The sequence below is a fragment of the Sphaerisporangium sp. B11E5 genome, from assembly GCF_039871875.1.
In the GTDB taxonomy this organism is placed as follows: domain Bacteria; phylum Actinomycetota; class Actinomycetes; order Streptosporangiales; family Streptosporangiaceae; genus Sphaerisporangium.
On the sequence record NZ_JBDPMD010000010.1, the window covers coordinates 20256 to 36719 of the forward strand.

Genomic DNA, 16464 nt, shown 5'->3' on the forward strand with positions numbered 1-16464 from the left:
GGCTCAGTCCTCCGTGGGGTCGGCGGAGTGTGACGGGTTGAAGGGGCGTTCCTGCTCACCAGCGGGCGTTATCCACGTGCCCGCAACGGCACCCGCGGAGGGTTCGGGATGCCAGCGCCCTGCCGCTGGCGAGAACCACCATTGCGGCTCACCGTGTTGATCGCCGGCGCCGCTCGTGTAGTCCGTACGGAGCAGGTCGAGACCGCTCAGAAGCCCACGAACCTTCTCGGCGAGACCCGCCGGGTTGTCGACGTCCTCCCGCGCCCACCCTCCGCGCCCCGCCCCGAACTGTCCGCCCCACCGCCGCAGCAGCGAGATGACGACCGACTCCGGAAGGCAGCGCCATCCCGGGCGGTCTGTGGCCCGGGCTCCGTGGAGCGCCGCCGCGTCGCACAACAACAGTGCGGCGTGACCCGTCGTACCCGGTGTCGGAAACGGCAACGGGCCCAGCTCATACGGATACCGGAACGCATCGCTAGGCACGATGAATGCCGCGCCCTCCGCACGGCGCTCAGGATGCAGTCCGAAAGCGGCCGCCAGCGGTTCTCCGTCATCGCCGCGGAACCGTCGTGATAGCCAATCCGACTCCGCCTCGTCGAGGTCGGCGACATGTACGAGCGTGTCATCGACCAACCGCCTGCGCATTCGGCGAGCCGCATCAGGCTCCCGTTCGACGAGGGCGAGCCAGCCCGCCGGGTCAGCACTCGGGTCGGCGTCGGCGAAATTGGCGATCACGTGGCTGAGCCAGGTGTGGTGCACAGCCAAGAGCACGGGCGCGTTCTCGTCGTGCACAAAGTTGTCTACGCTGCCGTCCATTTCCTCGACGACGCCACGCTGATCCAACATCCGCAGCGCCATGGCAATGGCGCGCCGCTCGGTGAGGTCATTGCTGACCGGCAGCCCCGCCTCGGCCGCCGCGGCGCGCGCGGCGGTAACCAACTGGCCGAGGCCCACTTTCGGTGGCATGGCCTCGGCCGCAGCGACAAGGAGGAAGAACCACGAGCAGGTCAGCGCTGAGGGCGCTGTCGCTGCCCACGCGATACGGCGTACGGGCGGGGACTTGCGCAGTCTGACCATGTCCCGCTCCACAACGAGCGGCCACCCGAGCCGGGCGAACGTGTCACGCACCGCGTCGAGGTTTCTGCGGACAGCCGCGATCATTTCGTCGTCACGCCCAGCCACAAGCCACGGTTGGGCGGCGAGAGTTCGCAGCGCCGCACTCACCTCAGCATCGGCCTCCACCGACCATGCTCGTCGGTTGCGGCTTTTTTGTACCTGCCGGGGCGTTGCCGCATTCGTCTGTTCCTCACTCATGCCGCACCACCCCTCACCAGGCGGAGGGCGACCGCGTCCGCGTCGTCACCTTTCACGATCGGTGTCGTGGCGCGTGTGCCCGCGGGGTGGAACACCACGGCCCTGCCCGGAAGCCACACGCGCCAGGTGGGGGCGCGCAACACTCCAACATGGCCTGGAACATGGAAGAGCGTGCAGGCAAGACCGTCACGGTGCGCACTACGCCGGGTCCGTTTCGCGTCACCGGCCGTCCCCCGGCTCGCGGCCATCAGCGCGGCGAGCGCCAGCCGGGCCGCGTCCGCCGAGAGCTGAGCACCTGGTGCGGCCGCGAGCACTTCATGCAGCGCGTCCGTGTGGGCAGCGGCCCGCTCCCGCCGGCGTGCCTCGATCTCGGCGCGCGCGGCGGTGTCGTCGCGGGCAGCAGGCGGACGGCCTCGGGCGCCTGTGCGCCCCGTCGCACGTAGCAACTCGGGCACGGTGACAGTCGGCCCATCGCGCCATGACGGAACGCGGAGCAGGTCTTCGTCGTCGGCCTCGCCGTACAGTTTGCGCCATGCGTGATCACCCACCGCGGCCATGAACACCGCTGGTCCCAAGCGGGGATCCAGGCACGCACGGGCGAGCTGCAGCGCTCGCGCGCGACCGGTGGCCGTCCACGACGAGGCATGCAGGCGACGCAGGTTGGCGTGCATGCCGGGCAGTGCCCTGACCAGTCGCAAAGCGAATCGTGCCGCTCGTCCGGCGTGCGGATCACACCAAGCCAGCAGCCCATCCCAGTCGCCGCGCCGTCCGCCGCCAGACGCGGTCAACGCACCTCGATCGATCAAGGCGCGAGCCTCAGAGGCATTGACTGCCAGCTCGGCGAGCTTGTCGAAATGCGGCCGCAGGGTGGTCAGTGCACGGTGCGCACGGGCTGAACCGGTTTCGAGCTCGGCGGCTACTCGGGTCGCGTATTCGACCAGAAGTTGCTTCAGTTCGGTTGTCGCCTCATCGTCGAGGTCGAAACGGTCGGCAAGGGTCGCGAGGGTGTCTTCGGCCCCGACGAGAGCGGCATCGAGGTCGTCGTGGCTGGTGAACAGCCTGCCGATGTGCTCGGGCGGCGCGTCCAAGGTTTCCTGCGCCGAGTCCTGTGCCCATGAGGGGAGAGTCGCGACGAGATCGTCCAGCGCGGCGACGACGCGGGCCAGACTGGACAACGGAATCTCGCGCATTGCCGGCGTGCCGGCGAGCACCGTGGAGTAGAACCTCTGCACCTGCCGGCCGGCAGGAGTCGCCGTCCAACGCCAATTACGAGCCAGCAGATCGGCGTGACGCAGTATTCGGCTGGTGTCTGTACGCGCAGACGCGGCCGCCCACTCGCGCAGCTTGTCCAGCCGTGTCTGGACGATTCGCTCTTCGAGCGGCGTACCTGCCGCACGCAATGCCTGAGCCACCTCTGCAGGGGTCAAGTCCGTGATCGACGCTTCGAGTACTCGCATGACTGCGACGTACTCATCGGACTCCGGGGCGACGAGATATGCAGCCGCCCGACGCGAGTCGGTCACGGTCACCTCGAACTCGGCCCCGATCGAGCCTACGCGGTTACCAGTTGCCTCACCCATCCGCTCTCCTTGACCGCAGTGGCGATGACGCGGCGATGGCCTACCCATCACCGGGTATTCGTAGTGAGGTGCGTCGGTCACTCAAGGTACTTTGCCGGACCGACAAATTTCGTTCGCTCTTCGAGTTATACGGTTCACTGGCAGGCAGCGCAGGTCGCCCTTGGGAACCAAGAATGATCTCCGCCCGATAATTGATCAACATCCGAATGCGTCTCACGAACCTTGGTTCTCGTTGCTGCTGGCCGCGTTCTAAGCCGTTGGAGCAGTGCTCCAAGTGCTCGTACACCCCGCAACACGGGAAGCAACGTAAGCGGTCCAAACCGTTAGCGAACGTCACACACCCGCACCAAAGATCTTGCTTCTGGTGGGCCGTCGAACACGGAATGGCTGATGATCAGGCACACAGGAGATCCTTTATGCCGTCAATGCCTTGGCTATCCGCTGGTTGGCGATCTCGCGTTGGCCGTCGATGCACTTGGCATAGACGCGGAGCAGCACGTCCACGCTGTGTCCGGCCCGTTCGGCTACGTCCGGTGCTGGGACGCCGGAGTTAAGCCAAAGCGAGACGGCCGCGTGACGTAGGTCGTACGGCCTGCCGGCCAGGAGCGACGCGACCTGATCAGGAGTCAATGCGTACATCCGCGCCTCCTTCCAGACCTTGGCGTACGCCGTCGTGGAAAAGACGCCACCGGTCGCGGTCCGGAACAGCCGGCCGTCAGTTGCGGTGCCGTGTTGCTCAATGTGCCCGCGAAGGATCGTCACCAGCTCAGGCGGGATCGGCACGTCGCGTATGGCCTTGCGCCGACGTTGCTTCAGCCCGCGGACATCGTGGGTGCTTCCCGAGTCGGAGAACCGCCGTCCGCTCTCCGGCCGTGTCTCCTCCAAGGTCAGCAGGCCCCACCCAGTTGCCGGAAGATGACAGTCCTTCTCGCGAAGCCCGGCCGCCTCAGCGGGCCTCAGGCCGGCGAAGTACATGCAGGCGAACATCCCCGCCAGCATCGCCCCGCGGGACCGGCCGACGTAAGTCACTGCGACAAGGAGTTCCCGAGCCTGCGCCGGGTTGACCACGACCCGCCGGTCCACCTCCCCCGAGACCTTGGCGGGCTTCCAGTTCACACGGTCCAGCGGATTTGCCGAAAGATCCCCCAGCTCGACCGCGTACTCCAGCGCATGATGGAACACCGCCCGCTTGCGCCGGAACGTCGAGTCAGCCGCCCGCGTCCCGTCGAGGGTGACCGACAGGGCCTCCAAGACGGTCCGCACGGTCTTGGCCTCTTCCAGCTCGACCATGGGCAGCGAGGCGGCGGCGAGCCAGCGCAGCGCCGAGGCGTGCTCAGGGTCAAGACTCCCCCGCCGGTCATGTGGGAGGAAGACATGCCCCCGAAGAACCGACCGCAGGACCCTAGGATCGGGCTTACCCGGCCGGTCTCGCAGCAAGGCGAGCGTGACGCCGGTCATCGTGTCGGTGATGCCCTCGCGCGACTTGGCTGCCGAGTGCGGCCACTTGGCCAGCACGTACGCCTGGGCGAACTCCAGCCAGGTCCGCGCAGCCTTGGCCTTGACCAGCGACTCGGGCAGCCCGGTTTCCAGCTCGAAAGCCTCTCCGCGGCGAGCCGCCTGCCGCAGGTCGGACAGGAAGTTCTCGGCCAGGGCCTTGGTGCGAAGAGTCTTGGACTTCTCCCGGCCGCCGACCTTCCAGCGCACCTCGTACGACGCCGTCTTGCTCGACTTGTTCCGGCGGATGTCCCAGAACTTCACGTCATAGCTGGTCGTCATGCGGCTTCCCGCAGCGTCTCCAGCCATGCCTCGAAGTCGCTCCGGTAGACCCGGATCTCACCGTTGGGCAGCTTGAAGCCCTTGGGCGCCTTGCCGATCTCCCGCCAACGGTAGAAGGTGCGGAGGGAGACCCCGCCCAGCTCGGTGAGAATGTCGGGAACGGTCATCAGCTCGTCACGCTTGCTCATGCAGCTTTCCCCTCAGTTGACGAAAGATCGTGTCCATCTCCTTGCGCCTGGAGCTGGTTCATGTGGTTGCGCCACCGTTGCCGTTCGTGGACCGACCGCAGCAGCCGTAGGGCCAGGGGCGGTACGTTGGCGTCGCCGTGCGGAACGGGCCGCCAGACGTAGCGGTGCGGGGCAACTGGCTCGTTGGCGACGCCGAGGGCCTCCAGCACCCAGGTACGCCGGTCCTGCTTGTGCTCGGTCAGCGTCTTGTTCGACCACTTCCGCGAGACCAGGACCCGCCGGCCCGCGTAGCCCAGGTGCTCGGGCTTGTGCGCCTTACCTCGGCACCGGCCCGGAGCCATGCCAGCCTTCGCACTCTTGGGCTGCACCCCGTACCGCAGCCAGTTAGGGCAGGTCGGCGAGCACGGCTCGAACCGCAGCGCGTCCGCCAGCCGTTCGGCGTGCAGCCGCTGAGCCTGGTTGTCCGGGTCGAGGGTGTCGCCGATCGATTTCGTGAGGTACTTCGACAGGTACCGGATGCACTGGTCCGCGTCCTTGGTCCCGGCGAGCACGCCCTGGACATCGACCTGTCTGCCGAAGCGGACCACATGCAGCGGTTCAGCCTCCTCGTCCAGGTCGAGCTGGTCGAGCGCCTCATCCCAGGTCGGCAGGACCTCCCCGGTGGCCGGGTCGAGGTAGCCGACGCCATCAGACCAGACGGGCAGGTAATCGCCCTCGTACTTCACCTCGCCGACCGAAGGCCACCAGACCTGGTGGTAGGTCGCCGCAGCAATCTGCTTTATCTCCGCACGCGGCAGCGTCCCGCGGACGGCCATGTGCAGGTGCGGGGCCAGCCTCTTCTGTGGTTCGACCGCAGCGAAGTATTGGACGTCGTAGCCGGCCACCCGTCGCAGGTTCTGCACGAACCGGTCCACCAGCTTGGAGAAGTGCAGCGCATCCCGGGCCGCCCGCGCGTAGTCGTAGCTCCCGGGATCGACCGGGACGCCGTCTCGCACCTGCCCGTACGACGGGAGCGTGAGCGTGATGAACATCGACGGCCGGAACGTCTTGCCGTCCGGCGAATGGAACACCCGACCGAGAGTCGTCGCGCTCATCTTGCGCTTAGGAAGGTCCGGGGCGTCCTGCCGCCGCTTGGTGGACCGTGACCGCTTGCTCGTGGCACCGCCCAGGACGTTGCCGCGCATCCCCGCGTTATTGATCTCCTCGTCCAACTCGGCGATGGCCGCGTCCAGCTCCTCGGTCGGCTCTCCGGTGCTCTCGAGCTCATCCCGCCACACCTGCGCGTCGGCCCGCACCTCAACGAGGCACCGCTGATAGTCGTCCGCCTCGTCCGGGGTGTTGATCGGTTCGGCCTCCAGGTGCCAGCCCTCCCGGCACTGGGCCATCCGAAGCTGCCGGTTGCGCTTGGCGCAGGAGGGGCACTTGGACTCCAGCGTCGCGCCGCAGGGGACGTCGATGATCTCGGACTTGCCGGTCAGGATGTCGGTCCGCCGGAGGGCGACGGGACGGATGCACACGCCGTACTGCTTGGCGATCTGCTCGACGACGTCCCGGGCCAGCGGCATCGCCATCCGCACCGCCCGAGGGAGCGACCGGTCATTCGCGCTGTTCATCGGCCATCACCGCCGCCCTCAGGCGCCGGGAGGGTGACCGCAGTTTGTCCGCACTCCTGGCACTCGACCAGCCCGCACACTGGGTCCAGCCACAGCACGTTCAAGCAGTGGCACACCTCGCAGCGCAGACCGTCGAGGAAGTGGGCCAACGTCATACGGCCTCACCCACCCTGGTGAACTCGGCCGCCATGGCCCGGATGTCGGCATCGGAGACGTACGCGGCGCGAACGCGGACCGGGTCAGGGCTGGTCTCCAGGCGGACGTATCCGACGCCGGCCCCGGCTTCCGGCCTGGGTGAGATGAGGTCGGCCAGTGCTCCCCGGTCGCGGGCTCCGTCGCCGAGGACCATGTCGACCTGTTCGGACTCATCCAGCCGCAGGGCGATTCTGTCGGGGAACAGGTTGCGGATGTTCATGACCTCCTTGCGCGGGTCCTGGAGAGCGGCCAGCACGCCGACACCCACCGCGCGGCCTTGGGTCGTCAACGTGGCCAGAGCAGCGGTGATGCGCTGGCGAAGGTGCCTGTCGGGCTGGTAGGCGGTCAGGAAGGCGACCTCGTCGACGACGACCAGAACGAACGAGTCGTCCACCGTCGTGGTGTGGTTGCGCTGGACGCCGGCGAACCGGCCCGCTCTCTCCTGCATGACCTTGACCGCCGCATCCAGCAGATCGGCACACGCGTCCGGGTCGGCGGCGTAGCGGTCACCGAAGATGGCGCGACCGTAGGACAACTCCATCAACTTCGGGTCCAGCGCCCATACCTGCACCAGCCCCGCGCGCATGGCAGGCAGGAGGCCGCGGACGGCCGACCAGATCACCGAGCCCTTGCCTGCCCCGGTGGCTCCGGCGACCAGAACGTGAGTGCCGTGCAGCTTGAGCAGCCACGGGTGGCCGTTCTCCTGGATGCCGACCTGTACCGCCCCGACCGATGCTGCCTCGGGGATCGGGATGGCCGGGAGCGGGACGGCGAGCGGGTCGCTGCGCGGGAAGGTGAGCAGGAGTCTGCCGGAGCGTTGAACGCTGATCCGGCAGGAGGTGGCGCCGAAGCCGTGGGCGAGATGCTCGGTGCGGTCAGTCCAGTCGGTGACGGCCTGCCCCGACAGCATCTTCACCGTGACCAGGTCCGCCCACGGCGTGCAGGTGACCGCGAGCAGCCGGGGAAGGCAGTCGCGCCCCCGCAGATACCGACCGAGACCGGAGATGATCATTACCGGCTGCCAGTGACGCCGGTAGATCGACAACAGCCGCCACCAGGCCAGCAGGGGCCAGCCGACCAGTCGCAGGAACGAAGGCCGCTCGACCAGCGCCCACGAGACGCCGGCCGCGACGGCCAGGCCCGCGAGCACGAGGACGGGCAGGTAGCCGTATCGGGTCCAGATGACGCCGAGGCCGGCGGTGATGGTGAGCGCGATCGGGTGCCGCCAGGCCAGGCCGATCAAGCCGGTGAGCATGCGCCAGACGGCGATGGCGACGGTCAGGATGGCCGGGGTCTGGACGACGGCCGGGCGGAAGACGACGGCGGTGTCCGGCGTGGTGGAGACCAGCCGTGCCGTCTCATCGCCGGGAAGTTTCTTGAACATTAGGCTTGAGCCCTCTCTTGATGTTGTGTCCAGGGAGACCAGGGGCCGCCGGAAGTACCAGTTCCAGCGGCCCCACCACATGTCAGGCCTCGGCGCGGGCGGCCGGGGGCAGGTGGCGCTTGGCGTACAGCCGCTCGCACTCCGACAGGTAGCGCGCCGCCGCGTGTGCGAGCTCACGGGCTAGCGCGATGTCGGCCCGGGTGACAGGGCCGCCGCCGGTGCTGGAGATGCTCACCTGGCCGTCGGCGCTGGAGATGTCCAGGCAAGCCCGCTCCTGGTCGATGCAGAAGACCGAGACGGCCAGGTCAGGGGTGTAGAAGGAGACGTCCAGGCAGGTGATCCCGTCGTCGATCGCGGCCCGCAGGTGGGTGTAGGGCTGGTGCTGGTTGTCCCTCACGCAGCCACCCCGCGTCCGTTGGGCAGGCCGTGGTAGCAGCGCTCCACCGAGGTGGCGAACTGGTGGGCCTGCTGGGCGAGCTGGCGGGCGAACTCCAGGTCGGTGGCGGTCACCTCGTCCCCGGTGGAGGTGGTGACCAGGACCGACAGGGCGCCGAAGTCCAGAGCCAGAACCGGAGTGCGTGCGGGGTACGGGTGGTTGATCGCTTGAGCACCGCTGCCGGTGTTGAGCGTGATGGTGCTGATGCGGGCAGTCCTGCGGCGTGCCATCAGGCGGCGTCCTTTCCAGAGACGTTGGTGTGCTTGACCGCAGCCGAAGCTGCGGGAGTCGAGCTGACGTTGCGTGGAGCGCGCATCTCGCGCGCCTTGACCGAGTAGGTGAGTCGGCCGTTGCCGTTGACGTACGGCGTGACGGCGAGCTGGCCGAACTCCACCGGAATGAACGGCAACCCCGGCATCGGCGCCGGAGGCACCGGCTGAACCGGCGAGGTGATCTTGACCTTGACCGTCTTCTCCCGCGCATCGGGATCGCAGTCGATCACGGTCACCTGCCAGACGAACTCGCCCGTGGTCTTGTCGCGGGCGTAGACCGGCTTGGTGGCGGTAGAGGCCTCAAAGTCCTTGACCTGGTCGACCTCACCGACCATGAAGCAGCCGTTGGGGAACACGTCCTCGAACCGGATCGGGATAGCACCTCGGATACCCATCGCTTCATCTCCTGTCGATCCCCCTAGACAGCTACAGCAGAACCGCTGAGACGAACTGTCTAGGGGGCTATGCATAGAAGATAGGCAGTGCGAAGCCCGGTTGTCTAGGGGGGTGGACGCAAAGAGTGGCGTGTCGCTTACTAACCGTCGCCGAGAGCTGTGACATAAGCGGCCGTAGCGTCATCAAACGCCTTGGCCCGAGGCCAGCGACGCCCCTCCAAGTCAGAACGCTCGGCCTGCCGCACCCGGTCGATCAACTCGCCGGGACCGGAGGAGTCGAGCAGATCCAGCAGCTGCCGCCAGGTGGCCAACTCGAACCGGTCGACCAACCGGGAAGCGCCATCGCTCAGCACAGCAGCCGCGTGAACCTCGCCAACAGGCATGGCGCCGCTCTGTGCCTGATCTCCGGCCAAAGGGTCCACCGAGGCGACCCAGAAACCGTCCTCACGATTACGGTGCCAGCGCATCGCCTCGACGTACTGGGCATGCGCTCGCTGATGTTCCGGGCTGCCGACGGGCAGTGAGTCCATGAGGGTTCGAAAACGCGCACCAACCTGCGCTTCCCGATCGTCACAGACGACCACCGGCTCGGGTGACCCGGCAACGTCCAAGACAAGGACAGAGTCGGCCAGCACCAACCACTCCAGCATCTCGCCGGTCCGGCGAAGCATCACCACGGTGGCCGAGGGCGAACCGGCATGGGTCAGATCGCAGCTGGACGCGTGCAGACCGGCGACGGTCTTGATCCCGTCGGCCAGGATCTCGCCCAGTGTGCCGGCGCTTTGGATCATCGACGCGACGAGGGTGGAGCCGAGCGTGTGGGAGTACCAGGCCACGCCGTGATGACAGCCGCACTCCACACCCGGCGGCGTTCCAGCGCCATCCAACAACACGACCGCATCCGGTGTGGCAGCGATGAAGTCCTCGTTCAAGCGGCCGGGATAGGCGGGCTCGGTGGCGAAGGTCAGCTGCACGTCGCGTAGCCCCTAGTCCTCGTCGTGACGGTATAGCGGACTGATCAGCTCAGCCTTCACGGGCTCCCCGCTGTCGGGGTCGTACTCCACCCCCACCACCGTGGAGAACCGCTGGTCCCCCACCTGTCCCCACAGCGTCGCGGTCTCGCTAGCGAGCAGGTGGATCACCCCGAGTGACCCGTTGGGATGGATTCCCGCGATGATCAGAAGACTGCCGTTACCGTCCGGCCGTGGCAGGCGTCCCAGATACGCCGAGTCCGTGGGGCGAGGCGGGTCGGTCTGTGTGCCCGAGCGGTAGACGGTCCCGGTGCGGGTGTCGCGCAGCAGCCAGCCCTTGTCATCGCGGTCCCACCGGACCACCGGGTCCTTGTCGTAGCACTCGCGTACCGCCGCGGACATGCGCGGCCCGCAGATGACCAGCAGGCCGGGACGGTTCAGGTCGATGTCACCGTCCACCGAGACGTTGTCGGAGCCCACGCTGAGCCCGTAGCCGCGGGCGAGATTCTCCAGCCGACTCCCTGCCCGCATGTCGTCCAATGCCACCACCGATCGCCCGGTCGCGGGATCAAGCCGAAGCGGAGTCACCACCGTCACTGCGCCCATGCCGAAGAACGCCCCTTCCGGCGCCGGCCCGGTGTGCCGGATCTGGTGAATACGGCCCCGGGTGAGGCCGGCGGCCTCGGCGATCTGGGCGTAGGACATGCCTTGGGCGTGCAGGTCCTGAATCACCCGGCGGCGCAGCCGAGCCAACTCGGTCACCTCTTGCTGGGCGGCGTTGAGCCGCTCGGTGGCCGCGCGCAGCAGGACGTACGGGTCCTCGATCGCGGCGATACGCTCAAGCTCGCTGGATGGCACGGCCGGTTCCTCTCGGTGATGCTTCACCGAGTCTAGGCCTCTAGACGCTCTGTCGTCTATTCCCCTAGACAGTGCACGTTTGAGCTGTTCACCGGTTTGAAGGCTTACCGCCCTTATGTTCCACCTGCGATTGGGCACGCCGCGCGGACTCACCGTAGACCCCGCTCACCGAGCCACACGCGACAAGGACCACGCTCGCACCGGGAGGGCAGACGATCAAGCACGTGACGCCTCGGAGCCCGGCACAGTTGCGGCCGGAGCGTTCTTGCCCGCATTGACCAACAGCAGCGCCCACACGGTCCGACCTCGTTCGTCGCCGCGGATGCCGTAGGTGTCAGCCAGGGCGCCGACGATCATCAAGCCCCGGCCGCCCTCCTCATCGTCCTCCGGAGAGAAGACGCTGGGGCCATGCGCGGCGCCGGCGTCGACGACGCCCAGCCAGACCCGATCGTGCTGGGCGTGAATCATCACCTGAAACTGCCCGCCGAACCTACCGCTGGCGGTGTGACGGACGGCGTTGGCGGCCAGCTCGCTGACGATGAGTTCTGCCGACTCCACGATCGGCCAGCCCGCAAGGAAGGTCGTGACGAACCGGCGGGCTTCCCTGACCGAGGGGGAAGTGCCGAGGAAGGACCGGGACATGCGCCATGCGCTCATGGATACGCTCCAACGTCTAGAGGGCTATACACCCATCGTCACGAGCGTATGACCTGCACTTGGTCATCCTCAAGGAATTCGACGCATAAATGCGTCACTTCTCTAACTGGGCTGCCAACTTCCGGAAGTCCGTACCGATTTCACCCAGAAAATCCCGCAGAGCATCCCCATACAGCGCCGCAGCCGCAAATGCCTCGAAAGCATCCTCATGCATGGCAATCTCGCCCGGCTCGGTCAACGTGAGATCACCCGTCAGGCTCTCCACCACGCTCACCACCCCGTCCAAGATGGTGAACCCGTGGAGCGGAAAGGCCGGCGCCTCAGTCCTCCAAGGCACCACACCCAGCCGAACATGCGACAACGTCGACACCTGAACCAACCGATCAAGCTGGGCGAGCATCAACGACGGCGACCCGGGCCACGTCCGCACCGCCCCCTCCGTCAGCACGAACGCGAACTTCCGACTCTCCTCAAAGAGCACCGCCTGTGCCTCGACCCGCACGGCCGCCGCCTTGGCCGCGTCCTCTTCATCCACATCCCGGCCGACCACCAACGCCAACCGCGCGTACTCGGCCGTCTGCAGCAGCGCCGGGATCATCGCCGAGGAGAACACCGCGATCCACTGAGCCGAACGGATCCGGGCAGCATTCGCCGCCTCCCGGCCGGCCAACCCACCCCGCAGCCGTGCCACCTCATCCCGCAACCGCACCAGCAGCGCATCAAGCTCGCCGCGGTCCCTCTCGCCGAGCCCCAGAGCAGCCGAAACCCGCTCAACAGTTTCCGGCGTAGGCAGAAGCTGCCCCGTCTCGATCCGCGAGATCGTCGGCTGCCCCACCTGCGCCCGCTGCGCCAACTCCTTCCCCGTCAGCCCAGCCTCCCGACGCAGCCGCCGAAACAGCTCCCCCAACCCCCGCAACCGATCCCGCCGCTCCTCCACACCGAGCGTTCTATCACGCTGAGCCACTCCACATCCTCGGTCAGCGGTCCTCAGCAAGGACCGTGCGACGCCCGCGGCATGTGGCTTGCAGGAGGTGTGGGTGCGGCGTGCCCAACTGCACAATGTGGCCACCGACCACTGTGATGTAGTCCAGCCCGTATCGGATCAATTGCAGACAAACCTCCACTAACAGGACACTGTGGTCATCAGGTTTAGCATTTACGCCAATAGCTACTCCTATCCTTCCCTTATGGCACTTTCCGATCTCCGTCGTGAGATGGTTCTCTCCGCCATCGAGGAGTACGACAAAGACAACATGCCCTAGAAGCTCGGGCACCATCGCGCCTTCTCCCAGTCCCTCCACAGAGGCACACGGACCCCGAGATCAAGTTGGACCACGCTAAAGGTCCGGCACACCGGGGCGAACGTATTCCTTGCTCAGGACCTACGTCGAGACGTAGTACACGAGAGCCGGATGGCCCACGCGCGATCAAAGGAAGTAAGCGTTAGTACCAGGGTACTGCTTCGATGCCTCCGGCGGGGGTTCTCCGGATCCAGGGTGATCACGGCGAAAAGCCGGAGGTCTCGGGGTGGCTAAGGTGGAAGCTTGATCACCCCACCGCCATTGCCTCAGGACGAGCCGAGCAGACCAGGGCCACGGGGCAAGGCCGTTCGTCCAGTAGGCACTGCACCTTGCGCTTGGCCCCGGCCCGCTCCCCTTCAATCGAGACGACAGCGACAGGAAGATCAGATGGGGAACCCGCCGAAGTCGGGCGGATCCATTTCGCTGATGTTGTCAGTCTTGTTCTCGTCGAGGGTTGGGCACAGGAGCCAGTGATCGTCCCCAGGCTTCCCACATCCATCGCAGAAAGCCACTCCCCGGCGCTTTAACTCAGCCTCGATCTCCCTACGTTCCTGCACATTCGATTCGTCGCACTCATCGACGCGTTCTTCCAGGTCGTGGAATTGCCACAGCTGTATCAGCATGGCCGTCTCGTCCGGCGCACTGAAAGCGGCATTCAGGTACGATTGCCTCAGCGACTCCACTGCCTCGGTAGCGTCCGCATCCATGCCCCTCTTCCTCTCACTCAATGATTGACGACATCACCCAGCGTAGGCCGTCAACCCTGGTCCATCAGGCCTTCTATGAGACACAGAGTTTGAGTGAGGTAGGGATATGCGGCATAGCTGCCCCTAGTGGCTTGCCAGATAGCCCGGCGTCGCGCGTCAGAGCTGTGAGGATCAGCCGGTACGCCTGTGAAGCCGCCAGCAGTTAGACGGGGTGCCAGTGCGCCGCGTGCCGCCTCACGATCGCCCTGCGATGGTTGGGCGCCGTACGGCGTTGGGGGGCGATCGAAGGTCCAGGCTTCGTCCCTCAGCCCGGCCCACCGAGTAGCCGGGCTTGGCACCGTCGCGGGATATACGCGGGATGACGCCTACCGCCAGCCGGTTGCCGAGGGGTCGCGGTGCAGGTCGCGAGGGGGATGGCAGTAGTGATCGGCGTTCCACTTCTAATCCGACGGTCGCAGCTTTACGACCCTTAAACCTGGTGCGAGAGCAGCGGCGCTGCCTGGGCGCGATTAGGCGGCGATCGTAGAGGGCCCGGGCAGGCGGGTGGGTGCGGAGGGGCACGGGTGGGGTGGCCCCTGGGTTTGCGGGGCGTTCGGTTCAGGTGGCGGTGGCTGCTTGTTTGATCAGGTTGGTGACGGCCTCTGGGTGGGAGATGAAGATGGCATGGCTGCCGGGGACTTCTACCACGGTGGCGCTGATGTCGGTTCCGGTTGAACACTGACCCTGTGATTCCGGTGGAATCGTGATCAACCCCCGACGCTGGTGAGGTGTTGAAGGTGGCTCGGCACGCTCATGGACATGTGGACCGCCGGGCAGCTGGTGCTGGACGTCATCGCCGTGTGCGAGGCCGCCGACTCGGCGCGGGCGAAGATGAAGGTGCTGGCCGAGGGGTACGTGGCCATCTACGAGCAGTCCGGCGACATCATCCGCATTCTGACGAGAGCGGCCGCGAGCACGCCGGCGGCCGAGGACTTCCTCAGGACGGCCGACCAACGGCATCAGGACGCGTTGCGCCAGATCGTGGGACAGATCCGGGACACAGGTGATCTCGCCGATCGGGTGTCCGTGGACGACGCGGCGAAAATCATTTTCTTCCACTTCAGGTACGACCAGTTCACCCTCGCCGCCGACACGTTCGGCTGGGGCGTCGACCGGGCCGTCCGATGGATCACCCAGCGAATCGAGTCGGCGATCCTGAAGGCCTGAACGGGCGGCGTAGCCACGACCGGCGGCACCTAGACGAAAGAGGCTTTTCCCTGGTCAGATGGGGTAGAACGGGGAGTGCACTTGTCGCGTGGCGCACCGCACGACCAGCGCTGAGCTTCATTGGCGAAGGCCACCGAGAACCGAGCACTTAGCCACTGGGTGTCCACGATGTCGGAGACAACGGGAAAGCCTCGGCAGCCGACCATCCACGGGCCGCGTCTGCGCCTGGGGGCCGAGTTGGAGCAGATCGCCGAACAGCTCAGGTCGCTGGCCCGGGCCCAGGACGAACTTCATGACTTGTACGAGGCCGTCCTGAGCCGGGACGTGGAGTTGCCCGTCGTGCTGGGTCTGATCGTGTCCACCGCGATGGACCTGGTCGGTGCTCGCTACGGCGCGTTGGGCGTACTTGATGAGACAGGCGACAGCCTGGCGGTGTTCGTCCCGTTGGGACTGTCGGAGCAGGAAAGGGCCGACCTGGCGGGCACGGAGTTTCCCCACGGACGCGGTCTGCTCCGGCATCTGATCACCCACCCTCAGCCGCTGCGCGCCGACGACATCTCCGCCCATCCCGACTCGGCGGGCTTCCCGCCCGGCCATCCTCCGATGCGTACCCTGCTGGGAGCCCCGATCCTCATCCGAGGTGAGATCTTCGGCGACCTTTATGTCTCCGAGCGGCACGACGGGCGGCCGTTCGACGCCCACGACGAAGCCTTGATCGTCGCGCTGGCCGGCGCCGCGGGGCTCGCCATCGATGACACGCGCCTGTACGAGGAAAGCCGCGACGCCGAGCGTTTCCAGCGGCTCCTGCTCCCGCAGCTCCCTGAGCACATGGAACCGTTCGACGCCGCCGCCGCGTACCGCCCCGCCACCAGCCCGGGCCACGTGGGGGGAGACTGGTATGACGTCATGCTGGTTCCCGACCACGCCTGTGCGGCCATCATCGGCGACGTCGTCGGACACGATCTCCAGGCCGCCGCCGCCATGACCCAGACCCGTAACATGCTGCGCGCCCTCCTCTATCACCAGCGCACCCCGCCGGGGGCCGTTCTGACCCAGCTCGACCGCACGGTCCACGCCATCACCGACAATCCCGTCACCACCGCGTGCCTCGCCCGGATCGAGCCCGGGACCCAGGGCTGGACGCTGCGCTGGAGCACCGCGGGCCACCTTCCGCCGCTGCTGCTCGTTCCCGGCCAGAGTGCCCGCTATCTGCACGTCTCCCCTGACCTGCCTATCGGCGTCGACATCGCCCAGCCGCGTCACGACCACACCCAGGTCCTGCCCTCGAACGCCACGGTGATCTTCTACACCGACGGGCTCGTCGAGCACCACGCGCACCCGATCGAAGAGGGGATGGACCACCTCGCCGCCACCGCCGCCGCCCTCACCGCCCTGCCCGTGCGCGAGCTCGTCCAGGCGCTGATCGACCGGCATCCCAGTGACGGCCGGGACGACATGGCCATCCTCGCCGTGCGCACTCCAGCCGGCTGACGGGCGGCGGGCGGTCCGGTACCGATCCGGCGACTGGCCTTCCGCGTTTGGGGCGTGTGACTCATGGATGCGCAAGCAGGGCCTTTCGGCCCTCCGCTTCCGTGCGCGACCCGGGATACC

Annotated in this window: 17 protein-coding genes; 2 read left to right on the top strand and 15 right to left on the bottom strand. The window is 66.9% G+C overall.

Annotation, left to right across the window (positions count from 1 at the left end; genetic code table 11):
- Window positions 1-3 precede the first annotated feature (3 nt).
- The 15 genes from ABGB17_RS12565 to ABGB17_RS12635 form a co-directional block, all read right to left on the bottom strand.
- Window positions 4-1314, bottom strand: a complete 1311-nt coding sequence (locus ABGB17_RS12565) for a DUF2398 family protein (protein WP_347628737.1) — start codon at window positions 1312-1314, stop codon at window positions 4-6.
- Entirely contained in the window at window positions 1311-2894 is a 1584-nt protein-coding gene (locus tag ABGB17_RS12570; protein WP_347628739.1) for a DUF2397 family protein, read from the bottom strand. Before ABGB17_RS12570 ends, ABGB17_RS12565 begins: the two co-directional genes overlap by 4 nt.
- A gap of 414 nt (window positions 2895-3308) precedes the next feature.
- Entirely contained in the window at window positions 3309-4670 is a 1362-nt protein-coding gene (locus ABGB17_RS12575; protein ID WP_347628740.1) for a tyrosine-type recombinase/integrase, read from the bottom strand.
- The gene (locus ABGB17_RS12580) at window positions 4667-4858 is read right to left on the bottom strand and encodes a helix-turn-helix domain-containing protein (protein ID WP_347628742.1); all 192 of its coding nucleotides are present in this window, start codon (window positions 4856-4858) and stop codon (window positions 4667-4669) included. Before ABGB17_RS12580 ends, ABGB17_RS12575 begins: the two co-directional genes overlap by 4 nt.
- Window positions 4855-6471: a replication initiator gene (locus ABGB17_RS12585; RefSeq protein ID WP_347628744.1), complete on the bottom strand. Its 1617-nt coding sequence runs from the start codon at window positions 6469-6471 to the stop codon at window positions 4855-4857. The genes ABGB17_RS12580 and ABGB17_RS12585 overlap by 4 nt, the downstream gene beginning before the upstream one ends.
- A 151-nt stretch (window positions 6472-6622) precedes the next feature.
- Window positions 6623-8050 (bottom strand): FtsK/SpoIIIE domain-containing protein, encoded by a 1428-nt coding sequence (locus ABGB17_RS12590; protein WP_347628746.1) that lies wholly within the window; start codon window positions 8048-8050, stop codon window positions 6623-6625.
- Between the two features lie 82 nt (window positions 8051-8132).
- A complete protein-coding gene (locus tag ABGB17_RS12595) occupies window positions 8133-8447 on the bottom strand; it encodes a hypothetical protein (RefSeq protein ID WP_347628749.1) in 315 nt (104 codons plus the stop codon).
- Complete coding sequence (locus tag ABGB17_RS12600; RefSeq protein WP_347628751.1) at window positions 8444-8716, bottom strand: hypothetical protein; 273 nt, start codon at window positions 8714-8716, stop codon at window positions 8444-8446. The genes ABGB17_RS12595 and ABGB17_RS12600 overlap by 4 nt, the downstream gene beginning before the upstream one ends.
- Window positions 8716-9153 (bottom strand): plasmid replication, integration and excision activator, encoded by a 438-nt coding sequence (locus ABGB17_RS12605; protein WP_347628753.1) that lies wholly within the window; start codon window positions 9151-9153, stop codon window positions 8716-8718. Before ABGB17_RS12605 ends, ABGB17_RS12600 begins: the two co-directional genes overlap by 1 nt.
- A 140-nt stretch (window positions 9154-9293) precedes the next feature.
- A complete protein-coding gene (locus ABGB17_RS12610; protein ID WP_347628755.1) occupies window positions 9294-10127 on the bottom strand; it encodes a protein phosphatase 2C domain-containing protein in 834 nt (277 codons plus the stop codon).
- A gap of 12 nt (window positions 10128-10139) precedes the next feature.
- A complete protein-coding gene (locus ABGB17_RS12615) occupies window positions 10140-10982 on the bottom strand; it encodes a sigma-70 family RNA polymerase sigma factor (RefSeq protein WP_347628757.1) in 843 nt (280 codons plus the stop codon).
- Between the two features lie 216 nt (window positions 10983-11198).
- Complete coding sequence (locus ABGB17_RS12620) at window positions 11199-11639, bottom strand: ATP-binding protein (RefSeq protein WP_347628759.1); 441 nt, start codon at window positions 11637-11639, stop codon at window positions 11199-11201.
- Between the two features lie 94 nt (window positions 11640-11733).
- The gene (locus ABGB17_RS12625; RefSeq protein WP_347628761.1) at window positions 11734-12576 is read right to left on the bottom strand and encodes a helix-turn-helix transcriptional regulator; all 843 of its coding nucleotides are present in this window, start codon (window positions 12574-12576) and stop codon (window positions 11734-11736) included.
- Window positions 12577-13323: 747 nt separating this feature from the next.
- Window positions 13324-13647 (bottom strand): hypothetical protein, encoded by a 324-nt coding sequence (locus tag ABGB17_RS12630; RefSeq protein WP_347628763.1) that lies wholly within the window; start codon window positions 13645-13647, stop codon window positions 13324-13326.
- 597 nt (window positions 13648-14244) lie between these two features.
- Window positions 14245-14397 (bottom strand): hypothetical protein, encoded by a 153-nt coding sequence (locus tag ABGB17_RS12635; protein ID WP_347628765.1) that lies wholly within the window; start codon window positions 14395-14397, stop codon window positions 14245-14247.
- Between the two features lie 42 nt (window positions 14398-14439).
- Between ABGB17_RS12635 and ABGB17_RS12640 the strand changes: the two genes are divergently transcribed.
- Together ABGB17_RS12640 and ABGB17_RS12645 are read left to right on the top strand one after the other, a co-directional pair.
- Window positions 14440-14853, top strand: coding sequence for a hypothetical protein (locus tag ABGB17_RS12640; protein WP_347628767.1), 414 nt, complete (start codon window positions 14440-14442; stop codon window positions 14851-14853).
- A gap of 168 nt (window positions 14854-15021) precedes the next feature.
- Window positions 15022-16344, top strand: coding sequence for a GAF domain-containing SpoIIE family protein phosphatase (locus tag ABGB17_RS12645; RefSeq protein ID WP_347628769.1), 1323 nt, complete (start codon window positions 15022-15024; stop codon window positions 16342-16344).
- Window positions 16345-16464: the final 120 nt, after the last annotated feature.